General features: G+C 58.0%; 15 protein-coding genes. 8 read left to right on the top strand and 7 right to left on the bottom strand.

Going from position 1 to position 16,573, the window contains the following annotated elements:
* Positions 1 to 280: 280 nt before the first annotated feature.
* The 3 genes from RAS12_RS24400 to RAS12_RS24390 all read right to left on the bottom strand — a co-directional run bounded on the left by RAS12_RS24400 (position 281) and on the right by RAS12_RS24390 (position 1,662).
* Complete coding sequence (locus RAS12_RS24400) at positions 281 to 718, bottom strand: hypothetical protein (RefSeq protein ID WP_306942218.1); 438 nt, start codon at positions 716 to 718, stop codon at positions 281 to 283.
* A 216-nt stretch (positions 719 to 934) separates the two neighbouring features.
* Positions 935 to 1,216 (bottom strand): DUF4148 domain-containing protein, encoded by a 282-nt coding sequence (locus tag RAS12_RS24395; RefSeq protein WP_306942216.1) that lies wholly within the window; start codon positions 1,214 to 1,216, stop codon positions 935 to 937.
* A gap of 110 nt (positions 1,217 to 1,326) precedes the next feature.
* Positions 1,327 to 1,662 carry a DUF4148 domain-containing protein gene (locus tag RAS12_RS24390; RefSeq protein ID WP_306942214.1) on the bottom strand — a complete coding sequence of 112 codons (336 nt, stop codon included), beginning with the start codon at positions 1,660 to 1,662 and terminating at the stop codon, positions 1,327 to 1,329.
* Positions 1,663 to 1,940: 278 nt separating this feature from the next.
* Between RAS12_RS24390 and RAS12_RS24385 the strand changes: the two genes are divergently transcribed.
* A complete protein-coding gene (locus tag RAS12_RS24385; RefSeq protein WP_306942213.1) occupies positions 1,941 to 3,947 on the top strand; it encodes a heavy metal translocating P-type ATPase in 2,007 nt (668 codons plus the stop codon).
* Positions 3,948 to 4,856: 909 nt separating this feature from the next.
* On the opposite strand, the gene RAS12_RS24375 is transcribed toward RAS12_RS24385, so the two are convergent.
* Entirely contained in the window at positions 4,857 to 5,876 is a 1,020-nt protein-coding gene (locus tag RAS12_RS24375) for a GlxA family transcriptional regulator (RefSeq protein ID WP_306942212.1), read from the bottom strand.
* Positions 5,863 to 6,864 carry a Bug family tripartite tricarboxylate transporter substrate binding protein gene (locus RAS12_RS24370; protein ID WP_306942210.1) on the bottom strand — a complete coding sequence of 334 codons (1,002 nt, stop codon included), beginning with the start codon at positions 6,862 to 6,864 and terminating at the stop codon, positions 5,863 to 5,865. Before RAS12_RS24370 ends, RAS12_RS24375 begins: the two co-directional genes overlap by 14 nt.
* 159 nt (positions 6,865 to 7,023) lie before the next feature.
* Between RAS12_RS24370 and RAS12_RS24365 the strand changes: the two genes are divergently transcribed.
* From RAS12_RS24365 to RAS12_RS24350, 4 genes are all read left to right on the top strand, one after another.
* Positions 7,024 to 7,722: a DJ-1/PfpI family protein gene (locus tag RAS12_RS24365; protein WP_306942209.1), complete on the top strand. Its 699-nt coding sequence runs from the start codon at positions 7,024 to 7,026 to the stop codon at positions 7,720 to 7,722.
* A gap of 658 nt (positions 7,723 to 8,380) precedes the next feature.
* A complete protein-coding gene (locus RAS12_RS24360; RefSeq protein WP_306942207.1) occupies positions 8,381 to 10,495 on the top strand; it encodes a TonB-dependent siderophore receptor in 2,115 nt (704 codons plus the stop codon).
* Positions 10,496 to 10,505: 10 nt separating this feature from the next.
* Complete coding sequence (locus tag RAS12_RS24355) at positions 10,506 to 11,342, top strand: DJ-1/PfpI family protein (RefSeq protein WP_306942205.1); 837 nt, start codon at positions 10,506 to 10,508, stop codon at positions 11,340 to 11,342.
* Positions 11,343 to 11,484: 142 nt separating this feature from the next.
* On the top strand, positions 11,485 to 11,940 hold the full coding sequence (locus tag RAS12_RS24350; protein WP_306942203.1) for a DUF2946 family protein: 456 nt from the start codon (positions 11,485 to 11,487) through the stop codon (positions 11,938 to 11,940).
* A gap of 52 nt (positions 11,941 to 11,992) precedes the next feature.
* Here RAS12_RS24350 and RAS12_RS24345 read toward each other — a convergent pair whose 3' ends face one another.
* Positions 11,993 to 12,874, bottom strand: coding sequence for a LysR substrate-binding domain-containing protein (locus tag RAS12_RS24345; protein WP_306942202.1), 882 nt, complete (start codon positions 12,872 to 12,874; stop codon positions 11,993 to 11,995).
* A 146-nt stretch (positions 12,875 to 13,020) separates the two neighbouring features.
* Here RAS12_RS24345 and RAS12_RS24340 point away from each other — a divergent pair, with 146 nt between their 5' ends.
* Together RAS12_RS24340 and RAS12_RS24335 are read left to right on the top strand one after the other, a co-directional pair.
* A complete protein-coding gene (locus RAS12_RS24340) occupies positions 13,021 to 13,350 on the top strand; it encodes a carboxymuconolactone decarboxylase family protein (RefSeq protein ID WP_306942200.1) in 330 nt (109 codons plus the stop codon).
* Positions 13,351 to 13,730: 380 nt separating this feature from the next.
* The gene (locus RAS12_RS24335) at positions 13,731 to 14,477 is read left to right on the top strand and encodes a sulfite exporter TauE/SafE family protein (RefSeq protein ID WP_306942199.1); all 747 of its coding nucleotides are present in this window, start codon (positions 13,731 to 13,733) and stop codon (positions 14,475 to 14,477) included.
* 47 nt (positions 14,478 to 14,524) lie between these two features.
* On the opposite strand, the gene RAS12_RS24330 is transcribed toward RAS12_RS24335, so the two are convergent.
* Positions 14,525 to 15,415, bottom strand: coding sequence for an MBL fold metallo-hydrolase (locus tag RAS12_RS24330; protein ID WP_306942196.1), 891 nt, complete (start codon positions 15,413 to 15,415; stop codon positions 14,525 to 14,527).
* A 119-nt stretch (positions 15,416 to 15,534) separates the two neighbouring features.
* Between RAS12_RS24330 and RAS12_RS24325 the strand changes: the two genes are divergently transcribed.
* On the top strand, positions 15,535 to 16,509 hold the full coding sequence (locus RAS12_RS24325; protein WP_306942194.1) for a GlxA family transcriptional regulator: 975 nt from the start codon (positions 15,535 to 15,537) through the stop codon (positions 16,507 to 16,509).
* Positions 16,510 to 16,573 lie beyond the last annotated feature (64 nt).

The following is a 16,573-nucleotide window of genomic DNA, read 5'->3' as shown; positions in this document are numbered from 1 at the left end:
CGCACCTCTTTTTTTTCTTGATACGTTCCGAGTATTTTTTCTTCTGCAATTGTTATCTTGGCAGCCGTTGTAGACCGTCCGAGAATTGAGAACTTCCGATGGAAGCAGAAGTTAATTCCGAGATACGATCGAGATCACTGTCTTGGCCTGCCATGCGAGTACCGAAGTGGGTGGAACGGCACCCTCGCCCGCGCTCTCGCACGACCATCAGCACCGTTGCAAGTATGCGGACGCACCGAGATTAGAGCTTAATGCTCGACGCGACGCATGCTCGTGACGCTTAGGATGAACTTTCAATGACCTGGCCGTCGTTGTGTTGACGGGTAGATCTACGCGGAGCGACGGAACCATACCTATGCAGAAATGATTCTCGCCATGTGAGGATCAACGCTAGAAGGATCAGACCGGCGACAACAAATGCCCAAAAGATCCAACCGATCAACGTAATCGAAGCTCCTAGACTGTTAGTTGCAGGCAAAATTTGGGCTAATGCCTGTCCAGTACTTGCCACATCTTGCTCCGCTTGGGGCCACGCTGGAATGACTAAGCCGGCCGTCCATTTGGGGAGATCCAATCGGGACAAATCTACGGCTGCGCCAGCCACCCGTGGCATCGCGACCGAAGTCAGGATCCAGTTGATAAACTGTAAGGTTGACGCGACCAGCACCGTCCAGAGTGCGGTCAGCACCGCGAAGGCAATCCAAACTCTTTTTTCCATTGAAGTTGTGCTCTCCTTACACGGATGATCCTAGCCTCGAAAGCGATACTCGTTTTGGTCGAAAAGGCCAATTGAGCATCGCTTTTCACAGTACAGAAGCGCGCGAGAGCTCCCTATCTGTCGATTGCTAGAAGCCAAATTCGAAAATGAAGATTCGCGGAGCAGCGTTTGGCAACATCAAATAGTTCAATATCCCGGATCGAGCAAAGTACACATTTATTTCCCGCCACTACCCAACCGAGCGACTTCATCTTTATATTCTTGCCCGTTTCTGAGCTTTAAATAAGTCGCGTAGCGAGTTCGATAATCTGCACTATAGATATTGGGCGATATCCTGCCTCGATAGAACTTATCCATTCCGGCGCGTTTCCACATGGCCAAATCAGCACGCACCTCTGCGCGCGTCTTCTCGCCATCTGGCATTGGAGTTGGACTACTTGCTATCGCGCAGCCAGAAAGCAATGCCACCGAAACGGCAACTGCAAGACGAGTCGTCATACAACACCTCTTTGAGATAATTCATCTACAAATGAATGGAGGAGTCCCGCCAAACGCCAGCCTCGTTGCGCGTTTGGGCATTACAGGACACCTCCGACCAAATGTCGCATTTATGCGCCTGTGTTGTAGATCTCATCGATGCGTGCTTGTTCTTCAGGCGTAACGGAATCGCGCTCGTGGGCAACCTGCTCACGCGTCTTTTCAGTCTTCACCATCCATCCGGGCTTGGCGGCATTGAGGTTGGTGAAAAACCACTCCTTCTTATTCGCCTTTGCCGCGAGCAACTCCTCGCGAACTTGCTCGGAGGTTTTACCTGCCGGGTTATCTCCAACATGGACTTCGTAGCCAATTTCAGTGTTGGTACGATGGAAAGTTTCAGCTTGAGCCGAAAACCCAATGGTGGAAAGTGCGATTGCGATGGCAGCACCAGAGATAATTTCTTTCATGTCAATGATCCTTAGTTAGTTAAATCGTCGCATAAGCTAGCGACTGACTTAGTAATGTAAAGATCTGGATTCGACAGTTTTCAGTCATTCAAATTACAAATTCGTAATCTGCCGAATTTTTGACTTTTCGTCTTTAGAATTTTAGTTGAGTCGATCGTTTTAACATGCGGAATCATATCCAAATTTGACGTCGAGTGGAGAGCTCAGCACTGACTCGAAAGTCACGCTAGTTTTGCAGACTAACTCTCGCTGATTGCGCTCCCCTCTCAAAAAATTGCGTGCAATTGCTTGAAGAAATAGCAACGTATCTCCAGGACAGTGTTCCCAATATGAAAATTTATCCAATCCGGAAAATTCCATCCCTTTCGGCGGAAATGTACTTTGCGTTAGCGTGCGGTGGGCTCCTGGCAGTCGGCGCCGCGATCGAACGCTGGTGGACTCCCGTTCCTGGTGAAATCTCATTCGCCCTTTACGTCTTAGCGTATATCTTTGGTGGAACCTTTACCTTGGGAGACGCCCTGAAGAATTTGCGACAGAGGCGTTTAGAGATTGATAGTTTGATGCTCGTCGCGGCGGCCGGAGCAGCCGCGCTGGGCGCTTGGGCCGAAGGCGCCCTTCTACTCTTTCTGTTCAGTATCGGACACGCACTCGAGCATTTCGCAATGGGTCGGGCTAAGCGTGCGATTGAGGCCTTAGGTGAGCTTGCACCTAAGACAGCATCGGTCCGACGCAATGGTGAAATCGTTGAGGTTGCGGTCGAAGAACTCGAGGTGGGTGACGAAGTGCTCGTCAAGCCAAACACGCGGCTCCCGGCTGACGGGTTTGTCCTTAGGGGTACGTCGAGCGTCGATCAAGCGCCCGTGACGGGCGAGAGTATTCCGGTCGACAAGTCTCCAGTTGCAGAAGTGGCCCTCGCGCGCAGCCGTCCCACACTTATCGAATCGCGGTCCCTGGTATTCGCAGGCACGATCAATGGGTCTGGTTTACTGGAGATTGAGGTCACCCGCAAATCTGGTGACTCTACGCTTGCACGAGTCGTCGCCATGGTCGCTCAGGCTGAGGTTAGAAAATCTCCCACTCAGAGATTCACCGACCGATTCGAACGGATCTTTGTCCCCGCGGTACTGGGTATCGCGATTCTGTTGCTGTTCGCGTGGGTCGTCGTTGACGAACCATTCCGAGACAGCTTCTATCGGGCAATGGCTGTACTCGTCGCGGCTAGCCCTTGCGCGCTTGCAATCGCAACGCCTAGTGCAGTTTTATCCGGGATCGCGCGTGCAGCGCGCGGCGGCGTTCTGATCAAAGGCGGAGCACCATTAGAAGAACTGGGTAGCCTGAATGCACTGGCTTTTGACAAGACAGGGACGCTAACCGAGGGACGACCAAGAATCACAGACGTCTTAGCTGTCCCTGGTGTCTCCGAACAAGAACTAATGACGATTGCTGTTGCGGTTGAGTCGCAGAGCGATCACCCGCTAGCCGCTGCAATTGCACGCGACGGCCGAAAGATGCTCGAAGCATTCCCACTTCCAGAGGTTACTAGAGTAGAGAATCTGGTCGGCAGAGGAATCACCGCCAAAGTGGGCGAACAACAGGCGTGGATCGGGAAGGTCGAAATGTTTGGCATACCAGGCATTCCGAAGCTTGGAAGTCACGCGATGGCTTCGGCCAATGAACTTCGTGAAGATGGCAGAACGACGATGGTCGTGCGACTAGGAGATCGCGATCTAGGCGCTATAGGTCTAATGGACACTCCACGACAGGGCGCGCGCGAAACAGTGGAAGAGCTGCGACGGCTAGGCATTTCGCACATGGTGATGATATCTGGCGATCATGAGAAGGTGGCCAAAGCTATCGCTACCGAAGTCGGCATTGAGGACGCTCGGGCTGATCTGATGCCGGAAGACAAGGTAACGGTCATTCGCGAACTCAAGGAAAAATCTCGAATCGCGATGGTTGGTGACGGAGTCAACGACGCACCAGCTATGGCGAACGCAACCGTGGGTATCGCCATGGGTGCCGCCGGATCTGACGTTGCCCTTGAGACCGCCGATGTCGCTTTGATGGCTGATGATCTGCGCCACCTACCCTTTGTCGTTGGCTTAAGCCGCCAAACACGACGAATCATTCGCCAGAATCTCTACGTAAGCCTGGGCATCGTTGCCGTATTAGTGCCCGCGACGATTTTGGGTCTTAGCATGGGAGCCGCGGTGGCAGTTCACGAAGGATCGACCCTGCTAGTGGTGTTCAACGCCTTGCGATTGCTGGCGTATCGAAACCCTTAGTTGTGCCGAATTCAACCAGATACGCCATATTTGGAGTCGCACCCGCTCGCGCTGGGCATCGCGGTACCGACTGTGGCCTACTTGTAGCAGGTCGTCACCTCCCCTGCCCCTAATCCCACGACCGACTGCCACGGTTACGCAACCACCCTTCTCGCCAAGCTACTTCAAGCGCTCGGCGGCGAAACCCGCATCGTCAATCCGTCCTCCGTGCCACCGGTCGACGACGCCCGTGACGACCACCCAAAGGCGCAAGCTAATTGCGCGGGTTCAATAATCGGCACTGCGTGTGCCGTCTAGGTGGGGATCGGAGCTGTTGGCACGGGGGTGTATGGATCGCTTTTCCTAGGAGAGGCTCGCAGTTTCACGCGACTGATGTGCTTTGTGCTGATCATCTCCGGAATGTTCGGCTGTTGTTGTAGCACTCTGAGAGGTCCCCAAGACCAACTTGGAGGCGTGAATCTCCACGACGAGGGGCGGGGGCACGCGTGGATTTGGATCATGCGATTTTGAAGGCCGACTGTTCGGCTTTGAGGTTGTAGATCAACTCGCGCAGCCCCTCCTTGCCGTTCAACAGTGTTTAGATGAAAACAGGAACATGATCGAATGGAAGCTAACTCTTACGTCGAACGTTGACGACGGCCTTCGTGCGTCGGGTTCAGTAAAGAGATAGGCAGCAACCGTCGCGAAGCAGTCGTGGTATAGATTTGTCGAACTGTCGCTTTGGGTCGGGAGCGGTCTGTCGTCAAAGACGGCTCCCGGCCAATTGCGGACATCCCCGAACTTGCGTACAGCTACCACGCACTGAACGTGTCTATCTAACGATATGCCAGGATTCGGAAGGCAAACTAAACGCTCATACTGGAAGCCTCGTCATCGACCCCTGGCAGATGCAGGAGCTGCCCTCGCTCCCTACTGCCGCAAGGTACCCTCCGCAGCCCGCATCGACATGGGCGTAACGCCGAGCCTGCGTTCGAAGGCCCGAGACATTTGCTGTCGGCCTGAGAAGCCGCATCGCAGGGCAATCTTATCGAGCGACTGATCGGAGACTGACAAGAGTTCTCTGGCCAGATCCACCTGCGCAGCACGGATGTACTGAGCGGGAGAAAGTCCGTACACCTCTTTGAACGTTCGAGAAAGCTGCCGTGTACCCAGGCAGACGTGTTCCGCGACCTCCTCCACCGTGACGCCATACTCCAGGCGAGCCAGAATGAAGTCAGTCGCACGCCGCAAGCGGTCTGACGACCCTCCGTATGCCGCCAGCGCCATGCTTTGCTGCCCCTGGCCCGGGGCGCGCACGCGGTAGACCACCAACTCACGGGCGACATCTAAGGCTAGTCCTCGGCCAAAGTCCTCGTCGACCAGACTCAATGCCAGGTCGATTCCCGCTGTGGCGCCCGCGGCGGAAAAGGTCTTTCCTTCGCGCGTGATGATGGCATCGTTGTCGACGTGTACTGAGGGGTACAGCTCGGACAGCCTGTCGGCCTGGCCCCAATGCGTGGTCGTGGTCTTGCCCGCCAGAAGGCCCGTCTCAGCCAGGACAAAGGCGCCCGTGCAGACCGAACCCAGCCGGCGGACGCGCGGCTCCACAGCTAGCAACCAGTTCCTGAGCTGGGCGTCGTGCATCGCGTTCATGACCCCGGGGCCGCCGGCGACAATCAGCGTGTCGAATGCGCAGATTTCGGGCGGCGGCAAAGCCGCCGTCTGCAGCCGAAGGTTCGAGGAGCATGTAATTTCTCCGCCGAATGTGGAAAGCGCCGTGATCCTATACCGGTCCGGTTCACGGATGTCGCGCAGGTGACAATTGGCCCGGCTGAAAACATCGGCCGGGCCGGTGGCGTCAAGCAAGAGCACATCGTCGAAAACGACGATGCCGATTTCTCGTGTGCCCTTGAACGCCCTTTCCGTCACGTCCGCTTCAATCCGCGACAAAGCCGCTTTCCTTGGCAACTTGCTGCCACTGCGCATATTCCCTCTTCATGGTATAGGCGAGCGATGCGGAATCTCCATCGCCGACCTCGAGCCCCGCCGCCTGTAACGATGTCCGGATTTTGTCATTCATCACGACCTTGTGGACGGCCTTGCGGTAGCGTTCGATAGTCTCAGGACTGGCCTTGCTGGTCAGGAAGTAGGAAAACCATTCCTGCGCCACCAGACTATCGAAACCTGCCTCCGGAAACGCGGGCACGTCCGGCAATTGGGAAAACCGGTTCTTGCCCGTGATGGCTAGGATACGCAGCTTGCCCGCCCGATGGTGGTCCAGAATATCACTCGGCGCCAGGAAGGCAAAAGGCAGCTGGCCCGAAAGAACGTCGGCCAGCGCTGGCGCGGAGCCTCGGTATGCGACTTGGTTGAATTCGCAGCCCAATTCGCGCTGAAGCAGCACGCCCGAGAAGTGAAATGCGCTTCCAGAAGCCGGAGACCCGTAAAACCCCAGCTTGGGATCCCGAGGAATGAGTGCAACGGCCTCCTTGAGCGTCTTTGCCGGCACGTTGGGCGCACAAACGAACGCGATCGGCGCGGTGGCGACGGTGCCCACGGGCACGAAATCTCGAAACGGATCGTACGGCAGGTTTCGATAGGTATGCGGATAGATGACCATCGAAGACCCGATGGTCTGCAACAGCACACTGCCGTCCGCGGACCCGGTCTGGGCGTAGCTGACGGCAACCTGCCCGCCGGCACCGGAACGATTCTCGACGATGACGTTGGAATTTAAGCTGGTGGCCAGCTCCGGCGCGACCAACCTGGCTATTCGATCACCAGTCGCTCCCGGCGGAAAACCGACTAGCAGACGTACCGTGCCGGGCTGGTTATGCTGCGATCTGGACATGCCGGGCGCAGCCAAAGACAGCGCGCCGAGCAGTCGAAGACAATTTCTTCTACCGTTCATCATTTCCCCTTGCGTGTACGGCCGCATGACAGCGGCTCTTATGTGTCGAGTTTGCCGGCAATCTCGCGCTGCATCGGACTTTCTCGGCACGTTCTCGGACATCAGCTGCAGAAATCTGCGTCGCATGTCAGAAAATGCACGCACTATGTCCGGTGACGGATCGAGTTTGCCCACATGCTTGGCCGCATGAACACCGAACCCATAACCCGCATCGGCATGCTTGTCTTCCCGATGATGACGTCGCTGGACATTCTTGGTCCCTTCGAGGTCCTGGCGCGCGCGCCCTCCTGCCATGCGGAGTTGGTCTGGAAAGATCGAAATCCCCTAAAGGGGGATACCGGCTTGACCATCGTGCCGGACCGAGGGTTTGCGGACGCACCTCAGTATGACGTCATCGTCGTCCCCGGCGGGCCTGGCCAGACGGCGCTGATGGAAGATGCCGAAGTGATCCAGTTCCTGCGTGAACAGGCGGCGGGAGCGGAGCTCGTTACGTCGGTGTGCACCGGATCCCTGCTCCTTGCCGCGGCCGGTCTCTTGCAGGGCAAGAAGGCGACGTGTCACTGGCTCTCCATAGACCAGCTCCCGATCTTCGGCGTCGAAGCTGTGGCTGATCGGGTGGTCGTTGATGGCGACAGGATTACCGGCGCGGGCGTGACGTCCGGGCTGGATTTCGCCTTCACGGTGCTCGCCGCAATCCGCGGTCAAGAGACTGCCAAAGCCCTGCAACTGATGCTCGAGTACGACCCTGCCCCACCCTTTGATAGCGGCCACCCGCGCGTAGCCAGCGCAGACCTTGTCGAGAAAGTCCGGCACGCAGCGGACAGCATGATCCGTGAACGGCGCGCGGTCTCAATGCGGGTCGCGCAGTGCACCGTCGCGACATGATGACCGCAAGCCGCCGCCGCAGCGTGCGCGGGAACGCCCCAACCGGTGCTGCGGCATGATTGAAATTCGATGATGGCCATAGCGTCGCGCCATTCTCGCTTGGCGTCCATTGCGCTATGGGCCGTCGCCGCATGCCTGCTGCTCCGTATTGTCATCCCCGCGGGCTACATGCCGGCGCCAGTCAATGCAGGGCGCACTGTCTCCATCACCTTCTGTAGCGGCAACGGCACCCAGTTACTGCTGAAGTCCGTCTCGGCGCAGACCAGCCGCTCAGACGCGCACGAAGCCGCGTCCGACGTCTGCGCGTTCGGACTCTATGCGGCGCAGGCCTTGATTGGGCATTTTCAGCCAGGACAGCCGAGCGCTTCGACAGCCTACGCCACGCTGCGATTCCACGAATCAGCAGTCCCGCATCCTCTGGATCCACGCGGCCCCCCGCTAGGCGCCAGAGCCCCTCCCCTCGCCTGACGATCCCGCTTTCGATTCTCGTCGGCGCCCCAATCGCGCATGAACAGCCCTGCTCTGCACCCGCAGTAGCGGGCGCCATCGCGTCCCCCGAACCTGCTTTCCGCGACATGTGAACCACGACCTCGCGCGCGGCCAGCAGCCGGAGACATGGCTGCCAAATCGTCTCACCCCGTTTCAAAGAATTCCCACCATGCCTTGCCCTCATTACGCCAAGCGGCTCAGCGCTTCCGCACTGACAGCCACGCTCGCTGCAGCCAGTTTGCCCGCGCTGTCGCAAGAAACCGCGCCTACCGTCACGCTCAGCCCGGTGCAAGTCACCGCTCGGTCAGCCAGTCTGTCGGCGTCCAACGCGTTGTCTGCGACCAAGACCGATACGCCACTGATGGAAATTCCACAGTCCGTGCAGATCATTACTAGCACCTTGATCGATGAACAGCAAGCCCGGACGCTGAGCGACGTGCTGGTCAATGTGTCCGGCGTGCGGGCCACCAAACCGGAAGAACTGCTGTTTGCCCAACCCATCGTGCGCGGCTTTCCTGCGGAGATTTACCTGAATGGCATGCCCGCTTTCGGCGGCACGGCCGCCGCCTTCGATCCCAACAGCCTGGTGAGCGTGGATCGTATTGAAGTAATCAAGGGACCCACGTCCACCCTGTACGGCGGTGGCCTGGGCGCGCCGCTGGGCGGGTTGATCAACGTCGTGTCCAAGCGCCCTGAGTTCGAGTTTGGCGGCACGCTCGGAATGCGTGTGGGCAGCGACTCGACGTCCAACCCGTATGCAGACCTGAACGTTCCGCTAAGTGATCGCGTCGCCGCGCGCATCGTTACCGAATACCAGGAGAACGGCAGCTGGATCGACCACGTCGAGGGCCGTCGATGGTCGGTTCAGCCTAGCCTGCTGTTCAAAATTTCTCCGCAGAGCGAGCTGCTGTTGCGAGGCCAGTACGACAAGCGCAGTCTGCGAGAGTATTCCGGCCTGCCGGCGGATCCCGCCTTGGCAGGCGTCCTGGACAGGAATGCCTACCCAGGCGCGACGATCGGGCAGCCCCGAACGACCATCGAGAATCAGATAACGGGTCTCGAGTTTACGCATCGCTTTGCCGGGGGCACGAAGCTGAACGTCAGCGGCCAGTACGTGGATAGCCGCGTTCGCGACTACGGTAGCTTTATCTATCCCGAACTTTCGCCGCCCGATCCCACGTCGCCCACCGTCTACCCCATTTTCAAGCTGTATATCCCCACACAGGTCAGGGAAACCACATTCGATACGAATGTCTCCAACACGTACCAGGCGCTTGGCGGAAGTCACACGCTCATGGCCGGGTTCAGCTATGACCTGACCCGGTTCTACTCCGCGATGTCCAACGCCGAGCCTATTGGCGAGCTGGACCTTGCCAATCCGGCGTACGGTCTGGACTACGGCGCCGTGCCGGATATCACGTTCAGCCAAACCAACCGTTACGAGACCACGGCCGTCTACCTGCAGGATCAGGCCACCTATGGGCGATTCCATTTTCTGGGTTCGCTCAGACTTAACCAGCTCAACCTGCGCCAGCAGGAGCAGGGTGTGCGCGAAACCTATCACCGCGCCACGCCCCGGCTGGGCCTGACGTACGACCTGACGGACAGCGTTTCGGTGTATGCCGCCTATGCGACGGGTTTTCGCGGCGCCTTCAATTTCACGGGCTTGGAGCCCCCCAAGCCGGAAACTTCCCGCAATTACGAGGCGGGGGTAAAGCTCGCGCTGCGCGATCTCGGCATGTCAGGCACCGTCGCCCTCTTCGAGCAGACCCGACGCAACGTCACGACGGCCGATCCGGATCCCGCAAACTTCGGGATGTCGATCCAGACGGGCGAGCAACGCGCACGCGGACTGGAAGCCGACCTGGTCTGGGAGGTGACTCCGGCTTTCTCGTTGCTTGCCAACTATGCCTACACGCAGGCGGAAGTGACGCGCGATACGTCTATCGACGTCGGATCGCGGCTGCCGCGGGTGCCGCGTCACAGCGGCCGCCTTGCCGGTCGCTACCGGGTGTTGGATGGCGTGGCAAAAGGATTGTCGTTTGGCCTGGGCGTCACGGCGGTCAGCGCCCGCGAGCTGACGCTACCCAATACCGTGTCTGTACCCGGGTACGCACTTCTGGACGCGCAGGCTGCTTATGAGTTCGGCCCGTACACGGTGGCGCTCTCCGCGTTCAACCTCACGAACCGCAAAGTGTTCGACACCTACCAGTACCTGAGTTCGCCTGTGGTGATGCCTGTGCAACCCCGATCCGCGTATCTGTCACTGACCGCACGCTTCTAGGAGAAACGCCATGATAGACATCGAACGCCGCAACCTGACCCTATCTGCGCTGATCGCACCGCTCCTCGCGGCGATGCCTGCCCGCGCGGCCGCCCCATCTTCCGGCACCACACACGGGGACCAGACGTGGGGCATGGACGACGTGCCATGGATGGGCGACGAACAGATCGCCATGCTGGTCTATCCCGGCATGACGGTAATGGATCTCGTCGGTCCCCATTGCATGTTCGGCGCCCTGATGGGGGCCACCATCCACATCGTCTCGAAAACACTGAAGCCTGTCACCAGCGACGCCGGCCTGATTGTCGTGCCCACGGCGACTTTCGACACTTGCCCTCGTGACGTGACCGTTCTGTTTGCGCCGGGCGGCACGGACGGCACGTTAACGGCCGCCGCGGATCCGCAGACGCTCGCTTTCATGGCCGACCGCGGGGCGCGGGCGAAATACATCACCAGCGTGTGCTCGGGATCCCTGGTGCTGGGTGCCGCCGGTTTGCTGAACGGGTATAAGGCCACCTCCCACTGGTCGTGCCGCGACGCGCTCGCCGGGTTCGGGGCAATCCCGACGGACGCCCGGGTCGTGCGCGACCGCAACCGGATCACCGGCGCGGGCGTGACGGCAGGCCTGGACTTCGGCCTGGCCATGGTCGCGGAGCTGCGGGACCGAACCTACGCGGAATGCACGCAACTGATGAGCGAGTACGACCCGGACCCGCCTTTTAATGCGGGTTCCATGAACACCGCGCCACCCGCTGTCAAAGCCGCAATGCTCGATATGGCGTCGGATTTCTCCAAAAAAGCCAAGGCGCTGGCAACCGCGACCAAGCGTACTCCTGCAAAACGCTGAACGTCTTTGCGGCATGTCCATGCCGGCGACTGAGTGCGGCTCGGATTACATGATGACGCGATCGACGTTCGGGGGAGCCCTCGCAGATCGTCGATTGCGTTAACGCAACTTCGCCGCGGCCGGCACGCAGTAGACTTCGCGCATGCTGCATTGGTGCAGAATTCGGCTACGTTTCATCGCTTCGATTTTGTTGTGCGCGCTGGCCTTCCAAGGTCCGGCATCAGGCGCAATGGCGGCCTGGAACGCTGCGCAAGGAAGGCAGATATCGGTCGTCCTCTGCACCACAACCGGCATGCTGTCCTTGATGATGAACGTGGCTGTCGATGAAACCGAAAGTTCGGTGGACGAGACCCCGCGCATGCAGCAATGCCATTTCTGCAAGATTGGTATGTCGATGCCCGTCGTCCTGGCCGCGGCGCTTCTTCTGTTGCCAACTGGCGATGACCAAGTGGCTTTCTCATCTGCCGGTGCCGGGCCAGCCTATCCCAGCACGCCCCAGTGGCTGCGCGCGCAGGTGCGGGCCCCTCGATCGAAAGAGGTACGCGACGCGCTAGGGAGGGGGAAACATCTCATAACGCGGCGTGAACGGCTTGGATGAATTTCGGCGTTCGAAAAAAACCTGCTCAGCCCTCATGAAAATCTGACCCGAGCTATTCCTTCAGCAAATCAATTAGTGCATGGCTAAGCGCACTCGGGCTCCGCTCGTAACTCACTAATCTCATTCCCGGAAGCTCCGGCCAACCCGCAGCGCCCTGTGGCAAGGCAATGAGTCCGTCTTTCAATGCTGATTCACATAGCACTGAGACGCCAAGCCCCTCTTTGACGCAGGACTGGATGCCGACGACGTTGCTCAGTGTTAGCGTTTCGCGCCATTGAACTGCATTCACGTTGAGCGCAGAAGTTGCAGCAGTTCGGAACGAACATGGAGCAGGCAGCAAGCACAAGTGCACCACAGGCGGGGGATGCGCATAATGCTGATTGGCAACCCAGTGCAGCTTTTCTTCGCGAAACAGGCGCGCCGAGCCTCGCCCCTCTTGTTCCTTTACCACCACCACGTCTAGTTCACCGGCGTCGAAAGCCTGGAGTAATGCATCACTGAGTCCCACCTTGACGCTCAGTTCTACCTTGGGAAGTAGTCGGCGGACTCGAGCCAACAACTCAGGAAGTCGGTGGGGAACGAGGTACTCCACTATACCCAGGCGTAGGTACCCAGCCACGTTGCTGCGACCAAGCATGGCAAAGGCCTCGTCGTTCAGGCGCAATAGCCCCATGACATAGTTGAGAAACTGCTCTCCGGCCGCTGTGAGCGCAACTTGGCGGCTGTTACGCGAGAACAGCTCGGTGCCTAGCAGGCTTTCCAGTCGTTGCACACGCGTGCTCACAGCGGATTGTGATCGGCATAATCGCTTCGCAGCTCCGGTAAAACTCCTAGCATCTGAAACTGCCACAAAGCAGCGGATAAGATCGATATCTAGGTCTCGCACATCAATCTTCCAATCGACTTCAGCTAACCCGTAGTCGTCAAGAGCCATAGGAACCACCTCTAGGGTGGCGCCGTTGTATTGCTTCGAAATGGGCCGATTACTACTAGTTCTTACAGCGGCTGACGAGGTATGGACAATCGCGTGACCACGACATCGCAGGACGGGAACATTTGTCACAACACAGGCACTTGAGAATGCACAATCACAATGACGACGTAAAATACATGGCCCATCTTCAGGGAGCAGCGCCCGAAATGGTGGCGGCCTTTTTTAACTTCGACAAGGCGGTCTTTAACAAGAATATCGGCAGGTTGAACTTGGCGACGCGAGAGCTGATTGCGGTAGGCGTAGCAGTCACGACACAATGTTCATATTGCATTGCTGACCATGCACGCCGAGCGGTGGAAACCGGCGCTTCGAATCAAGATGTGGCTGAAGCAGTCATGGTTGTTACAGCGCTTCGCGCCGGAGGGGGTGTTACCCACGGCTGGCAGGCAATGAAGGGCATCGCTGAAACACAATAAAAAGGCATCAAGTGCAATCACGGGCTTCCCGCTGCTGAAGACCAACCCGCTAAGGCAGCATGTCCGTGACACACTGACCAGGATCCCGTCGGCACAGAGCCTGAGACATGGCCCAGCCCCTTGAGACTGGGTCTTTCCGTGGGTTTCTCGGGGCGAGAGTACCCGCAGGCTACGGGCCGTCGGCTTCGTATTAGAGGATTGGCCGGTCCTAGAGCACGAGGATCCCGGGCCGATAGGGACACATTAGCGACGCCGACCGCCGGCGAGGACTGGGCCGCTACTGGCGCGATTACTGGGGCAGAGAAAACAAGCGCGTGGTGGGCGAGGCGCCTTGCTCGTGACCATGCAAATCGTATTTCTTCTTTACTTTTGGTTTAACAATGACGCTTTATCTCGTGGTTGTTGCAGGCGCGGTCGTAGCAGGCTTTGTTCAGGGGCTATCTGGCTTTGCCTTCGGCCTGGTCGCCATGTCGTTTTGGGTGTGGGCTGTTGATCCAAAAGTCGCAGCCGCACTGACAGTGTTTGGTGGTCTTTTAGGCCAACTGATCGCCGCTTTCTCAGTCAGGCGTGGATTCAAATGGAACCAATTGCTTCCGTTTGTCCTGGGAGGCATCACCGGAATCCCAGTCGGCGTCTGGCTCTTGCCGCTGGTGGACGCTCACACGTTCAAAATTGGCCTTGGCGTCATACTTCTGATCTGGTGCCCGGCTATGCTTTTTGCACAGCGCATTCCAAAGATCAGTTTCGGCGGCAGGCTGGCTGATGGCGTTGTGGGACTGGCTGGAGGCGTACTAGGCGGGTTCGGCGGTTTCACCGGCGTAATTCCCACGTTGTGGTGCGTCCTGCGCGGATTCCCGAGAGAGGAGCAGCGTGCAATCATCCAGAACTTCAACCTGGCTATGCTCATCGTTATCATGGGCACCTACATCGCGGCCGGCCTGGTCACCAAGGCGACGCTGCCATTGTTCGCGATCGTTGCCCCCGCCATGCTGATTCCCACGTTTCTCGGCACACGGATGTACAAAGGAATATCCGACCTGCGCTTCCGGCAGATCGTCCTTGGTTTGCTGACAGCGTCGGGTTTGATGATGCTGACGTCGGGTCTGTGGGCGGTCGCAAAAGCATGACCCCCCACATGCCCCGAAGCCTCGTCAAACCGGCCTGACGTAATCGTTCAGAACTTCAGGATTTCACCATCTTCAGGAATGCGTACGCGATCCTGGATGCCGTGCTGCTGCACGTGGTCCTTGAGCTCTTTGCGACTTAACGTCATATGGTTGATGGCATCCATATGCGTTGCGACGATGATCGCTTTCGGCATGGCTTGATAGGCGTGCAGCACATCGTCCTTGCCCATGATGATGGAACCCATGAAGCCGACGACGCGAGCGTCGCCCGTGTTCATCACAATCACATCAGGTTTGAACGTAGCCAGGGTCTGGTCGACTTCGTGACGCCACACTGTATCGCCCACGACATAGACCGTTTTCTCACCGGGCGATTGGAAGACGATGCCCATTGCTTCGCCCAACATCGTGGCCAATGGCTTGACTGCGTACATTTCATCCGTGCCATGCTGACCGCCGATCTTGGTCAACTGCACCCCCTCGAATACGGTCCCTTTGCCCAATATTTGGACGTTGGTATATCCCTGGCCGCGAATCTGTTTGGCATCAGCGTCATCTTGCACGAACAAGGGAATTGCTTTTGGAATGAACGAATGGGCGCCGCCGTCCCAATGGTCCAAATGGGTATGACTCACAATTACCGCGTCCACGCCCTTCAAGACTTCATCCGCCGACATGGGCAATTCGACGAGCGGGTTGCGCAGTTCGCTATGGAAGGTTCCTTCGAAGCCGGGATATTCGCCCTTTTTTGCCAGGAAAGGGTCCACCAGGAAAGTCTTTCCCGCATAGTTGATTTTCGCTGTGGCGTTGCGGATTTGTTGTATCTGCAAAGTTGGCTTGGCCGTCGTTGCATCTGCATTCCCGGCCGCATGAGCCGAGACGTTGGCCGCGCCCAGCGCGAAAGAAAGGGCAAGGCCAAGGGCCTTGAGTCGTTGCATGTGTTGCTCCGTAGTGGTTGTAGTCGGTAGCAGCATTCTGTATCGCAGGCTCCTTTTGCAATATTGACCCGAATTCCAATTAGCGATAACTTTGGGCCACACTCTTGATTTATCCAGCCATGACCACAAAACTGCCCGTCGTTGCCCTGGTCGCCTATCCAAGCTTCAGCCCATTCCACTTCTCCGTCCCCTACATGGTTTTTGGCTCGGAGCTGCCGGAAGGTCGTTTGTTCGACCTGAAGATCGTGTCAACCGACGCGCAGCCATTGACCGCCGAACGCGCGCTGAGCGTGCAGCCCGACGGTGGGCTGGATTTGATGGAAACGGCGGACATCGTGGTCGTGCCCGGGTGGCACGATCTGGACGCACGTCCCGACAAGGACTTGATGATGGCGCTTGTGCGCGCGCATGCGCGAGGGGCGCATGTGGTTGGACTTTGCTATGGGGCTTACGTGCTTGCCTATGCAGGACTGCTCGACGGCAAGGGAGCTTCGACACACTGGATGGCCGAAAAGGACTTCTGCGTGCGTTTTCCGCGTGTGAGGCTTGACATGAACGCGCTGTATGTCGACGAGGATCGATTGATTACCTCAGCGGGTACTGGCGCCGGACTCGACTGTTGTCTGTATATCGTGCGTGCCTATTACGGGCCGAAGATCGCCAATAAGGTTGCGCGAACCATGGTGATACCGCCGCATCGCGAGGGCGGGCAGGCGCAGTTCATCGAACACCCAATGGCGGAATCAACTCAGGATTCTCAAGTCAATCAGCTGCTCGATTACCTGCGGGAAAATCTGGGAGCGCAACACAGCATTGATGAACTGGCGGCAAGAGCGGGAACGAGTCGGCGGACGTTCACCCGTCGTTTTCATAAGGCGACCGGCATGACGGTTGTCGATTGGCTCATCAATGAACGCTTGCGACGAACGCGCGAGCTTTTGGAAACGACATCTATCCCGATCGAGAAAATTTCGGAACTGGCGGGTTTTCAAACACCGCTGTCTATGCGCCAGCACTTCAAACGGCGCTTCCAAGTGAGCCCGAAGGAGTGGCGTAAGTCCTTTGGGCAGAACGCGTTAACCGAAGCGAAATGACAGAGTAGCTCCGCTAGCGCGATCCCTTCGCTAATGGATCTTTATCGAACTCTGTGTGAGCGCT

Origin of the sequence: Achromobacter seleniivolatilans (assembly GCF_030864005.1) — a bacterium.
In the GTDB taxonomy this organism is placed as follows: Bacteria; Pseudomonadota; Gammaproteobacteria; order Burkholderiales; family Burkholderiaceae_B; genus Achromobacter; species Achromobacter seleniivolatilans.
This window is presented reverse-complemented; position numbering and strand designations above follow the sequence as displayed.

What these genes read in the sequence shown, in the direction of transcription:
- RAS12_RS24340 (WP_306942200.1), top strand. Translation starts at nt 13,021, where the DNA reads ATGCACAATCACAATGACGACGTAAAATACATGGCCCATCTTCAGGGA.
- RAS12_RS24390 (WP_306942214.1), bottom strand. Translation starts at nt 1,662, where the DNA reads ATGAAAGAAATTATCTCTGGTGCTGCCATCGCAATCGCACTTTCCACC.
- RAS12_RS24350 (WP_306942203.1), top strand. Translation starts at nt 11,485, where the DNA reads ATGCTGCATTGGTGCAGAATTCGGCTACGTTTCATCGCTTCGATTTTG.
- RAS12_RS24395 (WP_306942216.1), bottom strand. Translation starts at nt 1,216, where the DNA reads ATGACGACTCGTCTTGCAGTTGCCGTTTCGGTGGCATTGCTTTCTGGC.
- RAS12_RS24345 (WP_306942202.1), bottom strand. Translation starts at nt 12,874, where the DNA reads ATGGCTCTTGACGACTACGGGTTAGCTGAAGTCGATTGGAAGATTGAT.
- RAS12_RS24330 (WP_306942196.1), bottom strand. Translation starts at nt 15,415, where the DNA reads ATGCAACGACTCAAGGCCCTTGGCCTTGCCCTTTCTTTCGCGCTGGGC.
- RAS12_RS24335 (WP_306942199.1), top strand. Translation starts at nt 13,731, where the DNA reads ATGACGCTTTATCTCGTGGTTGTTGCAGGCGCGGTCGTAGCAGGCTTT.
- RAS12_RS24355 (WP_306942205.1), top strand. Translation starts at nt 10,506, where the DNA reads ATGATAGACATCGAACGCCGCAACCTGACCCTATCTGCGCTGATCGCA.
- RAS12_RS24325 (WP_306942194.1), top strand. Translation starts at nt 15,535, where the DNA reads ATGACCACAAAACTGCCCGTCGTTGCCCTGGTCGCCTATCCAAGCTTC.
- RAS12_RS24370 (WP_306942210.1), bottom strand. Translation starts at nt 6,864, where the DNA reads ATGCGGCCGTACACGCAAGGGGAAATGATGAACGGTAGAAGAAATTGT.
- RAS12_RS24360 (WP_306942207.1), top strand. Translation starts at nt 8,381, where the DNA reads ATGCCTTGCCCTCATTACGCCAAGCGGCTCAGCGCTTCCGCACTGACA.
- RAS12_RS24400 (WP_306942218.1), bottom strand. Translation starts at nt 718, where the DNA reads ATGGAAAAAAGAGTTTGGATTGCCTTCGCGGTGCTGACCGCACTCTGG.
- RAS12_RS24365 (WP_306942209.1), top strand. Translation starts at nt 7,024, where the DNA reads ATGAACACCGAACCCATAACCCGCATCGGCATGCTTGTCTTCCCGATG.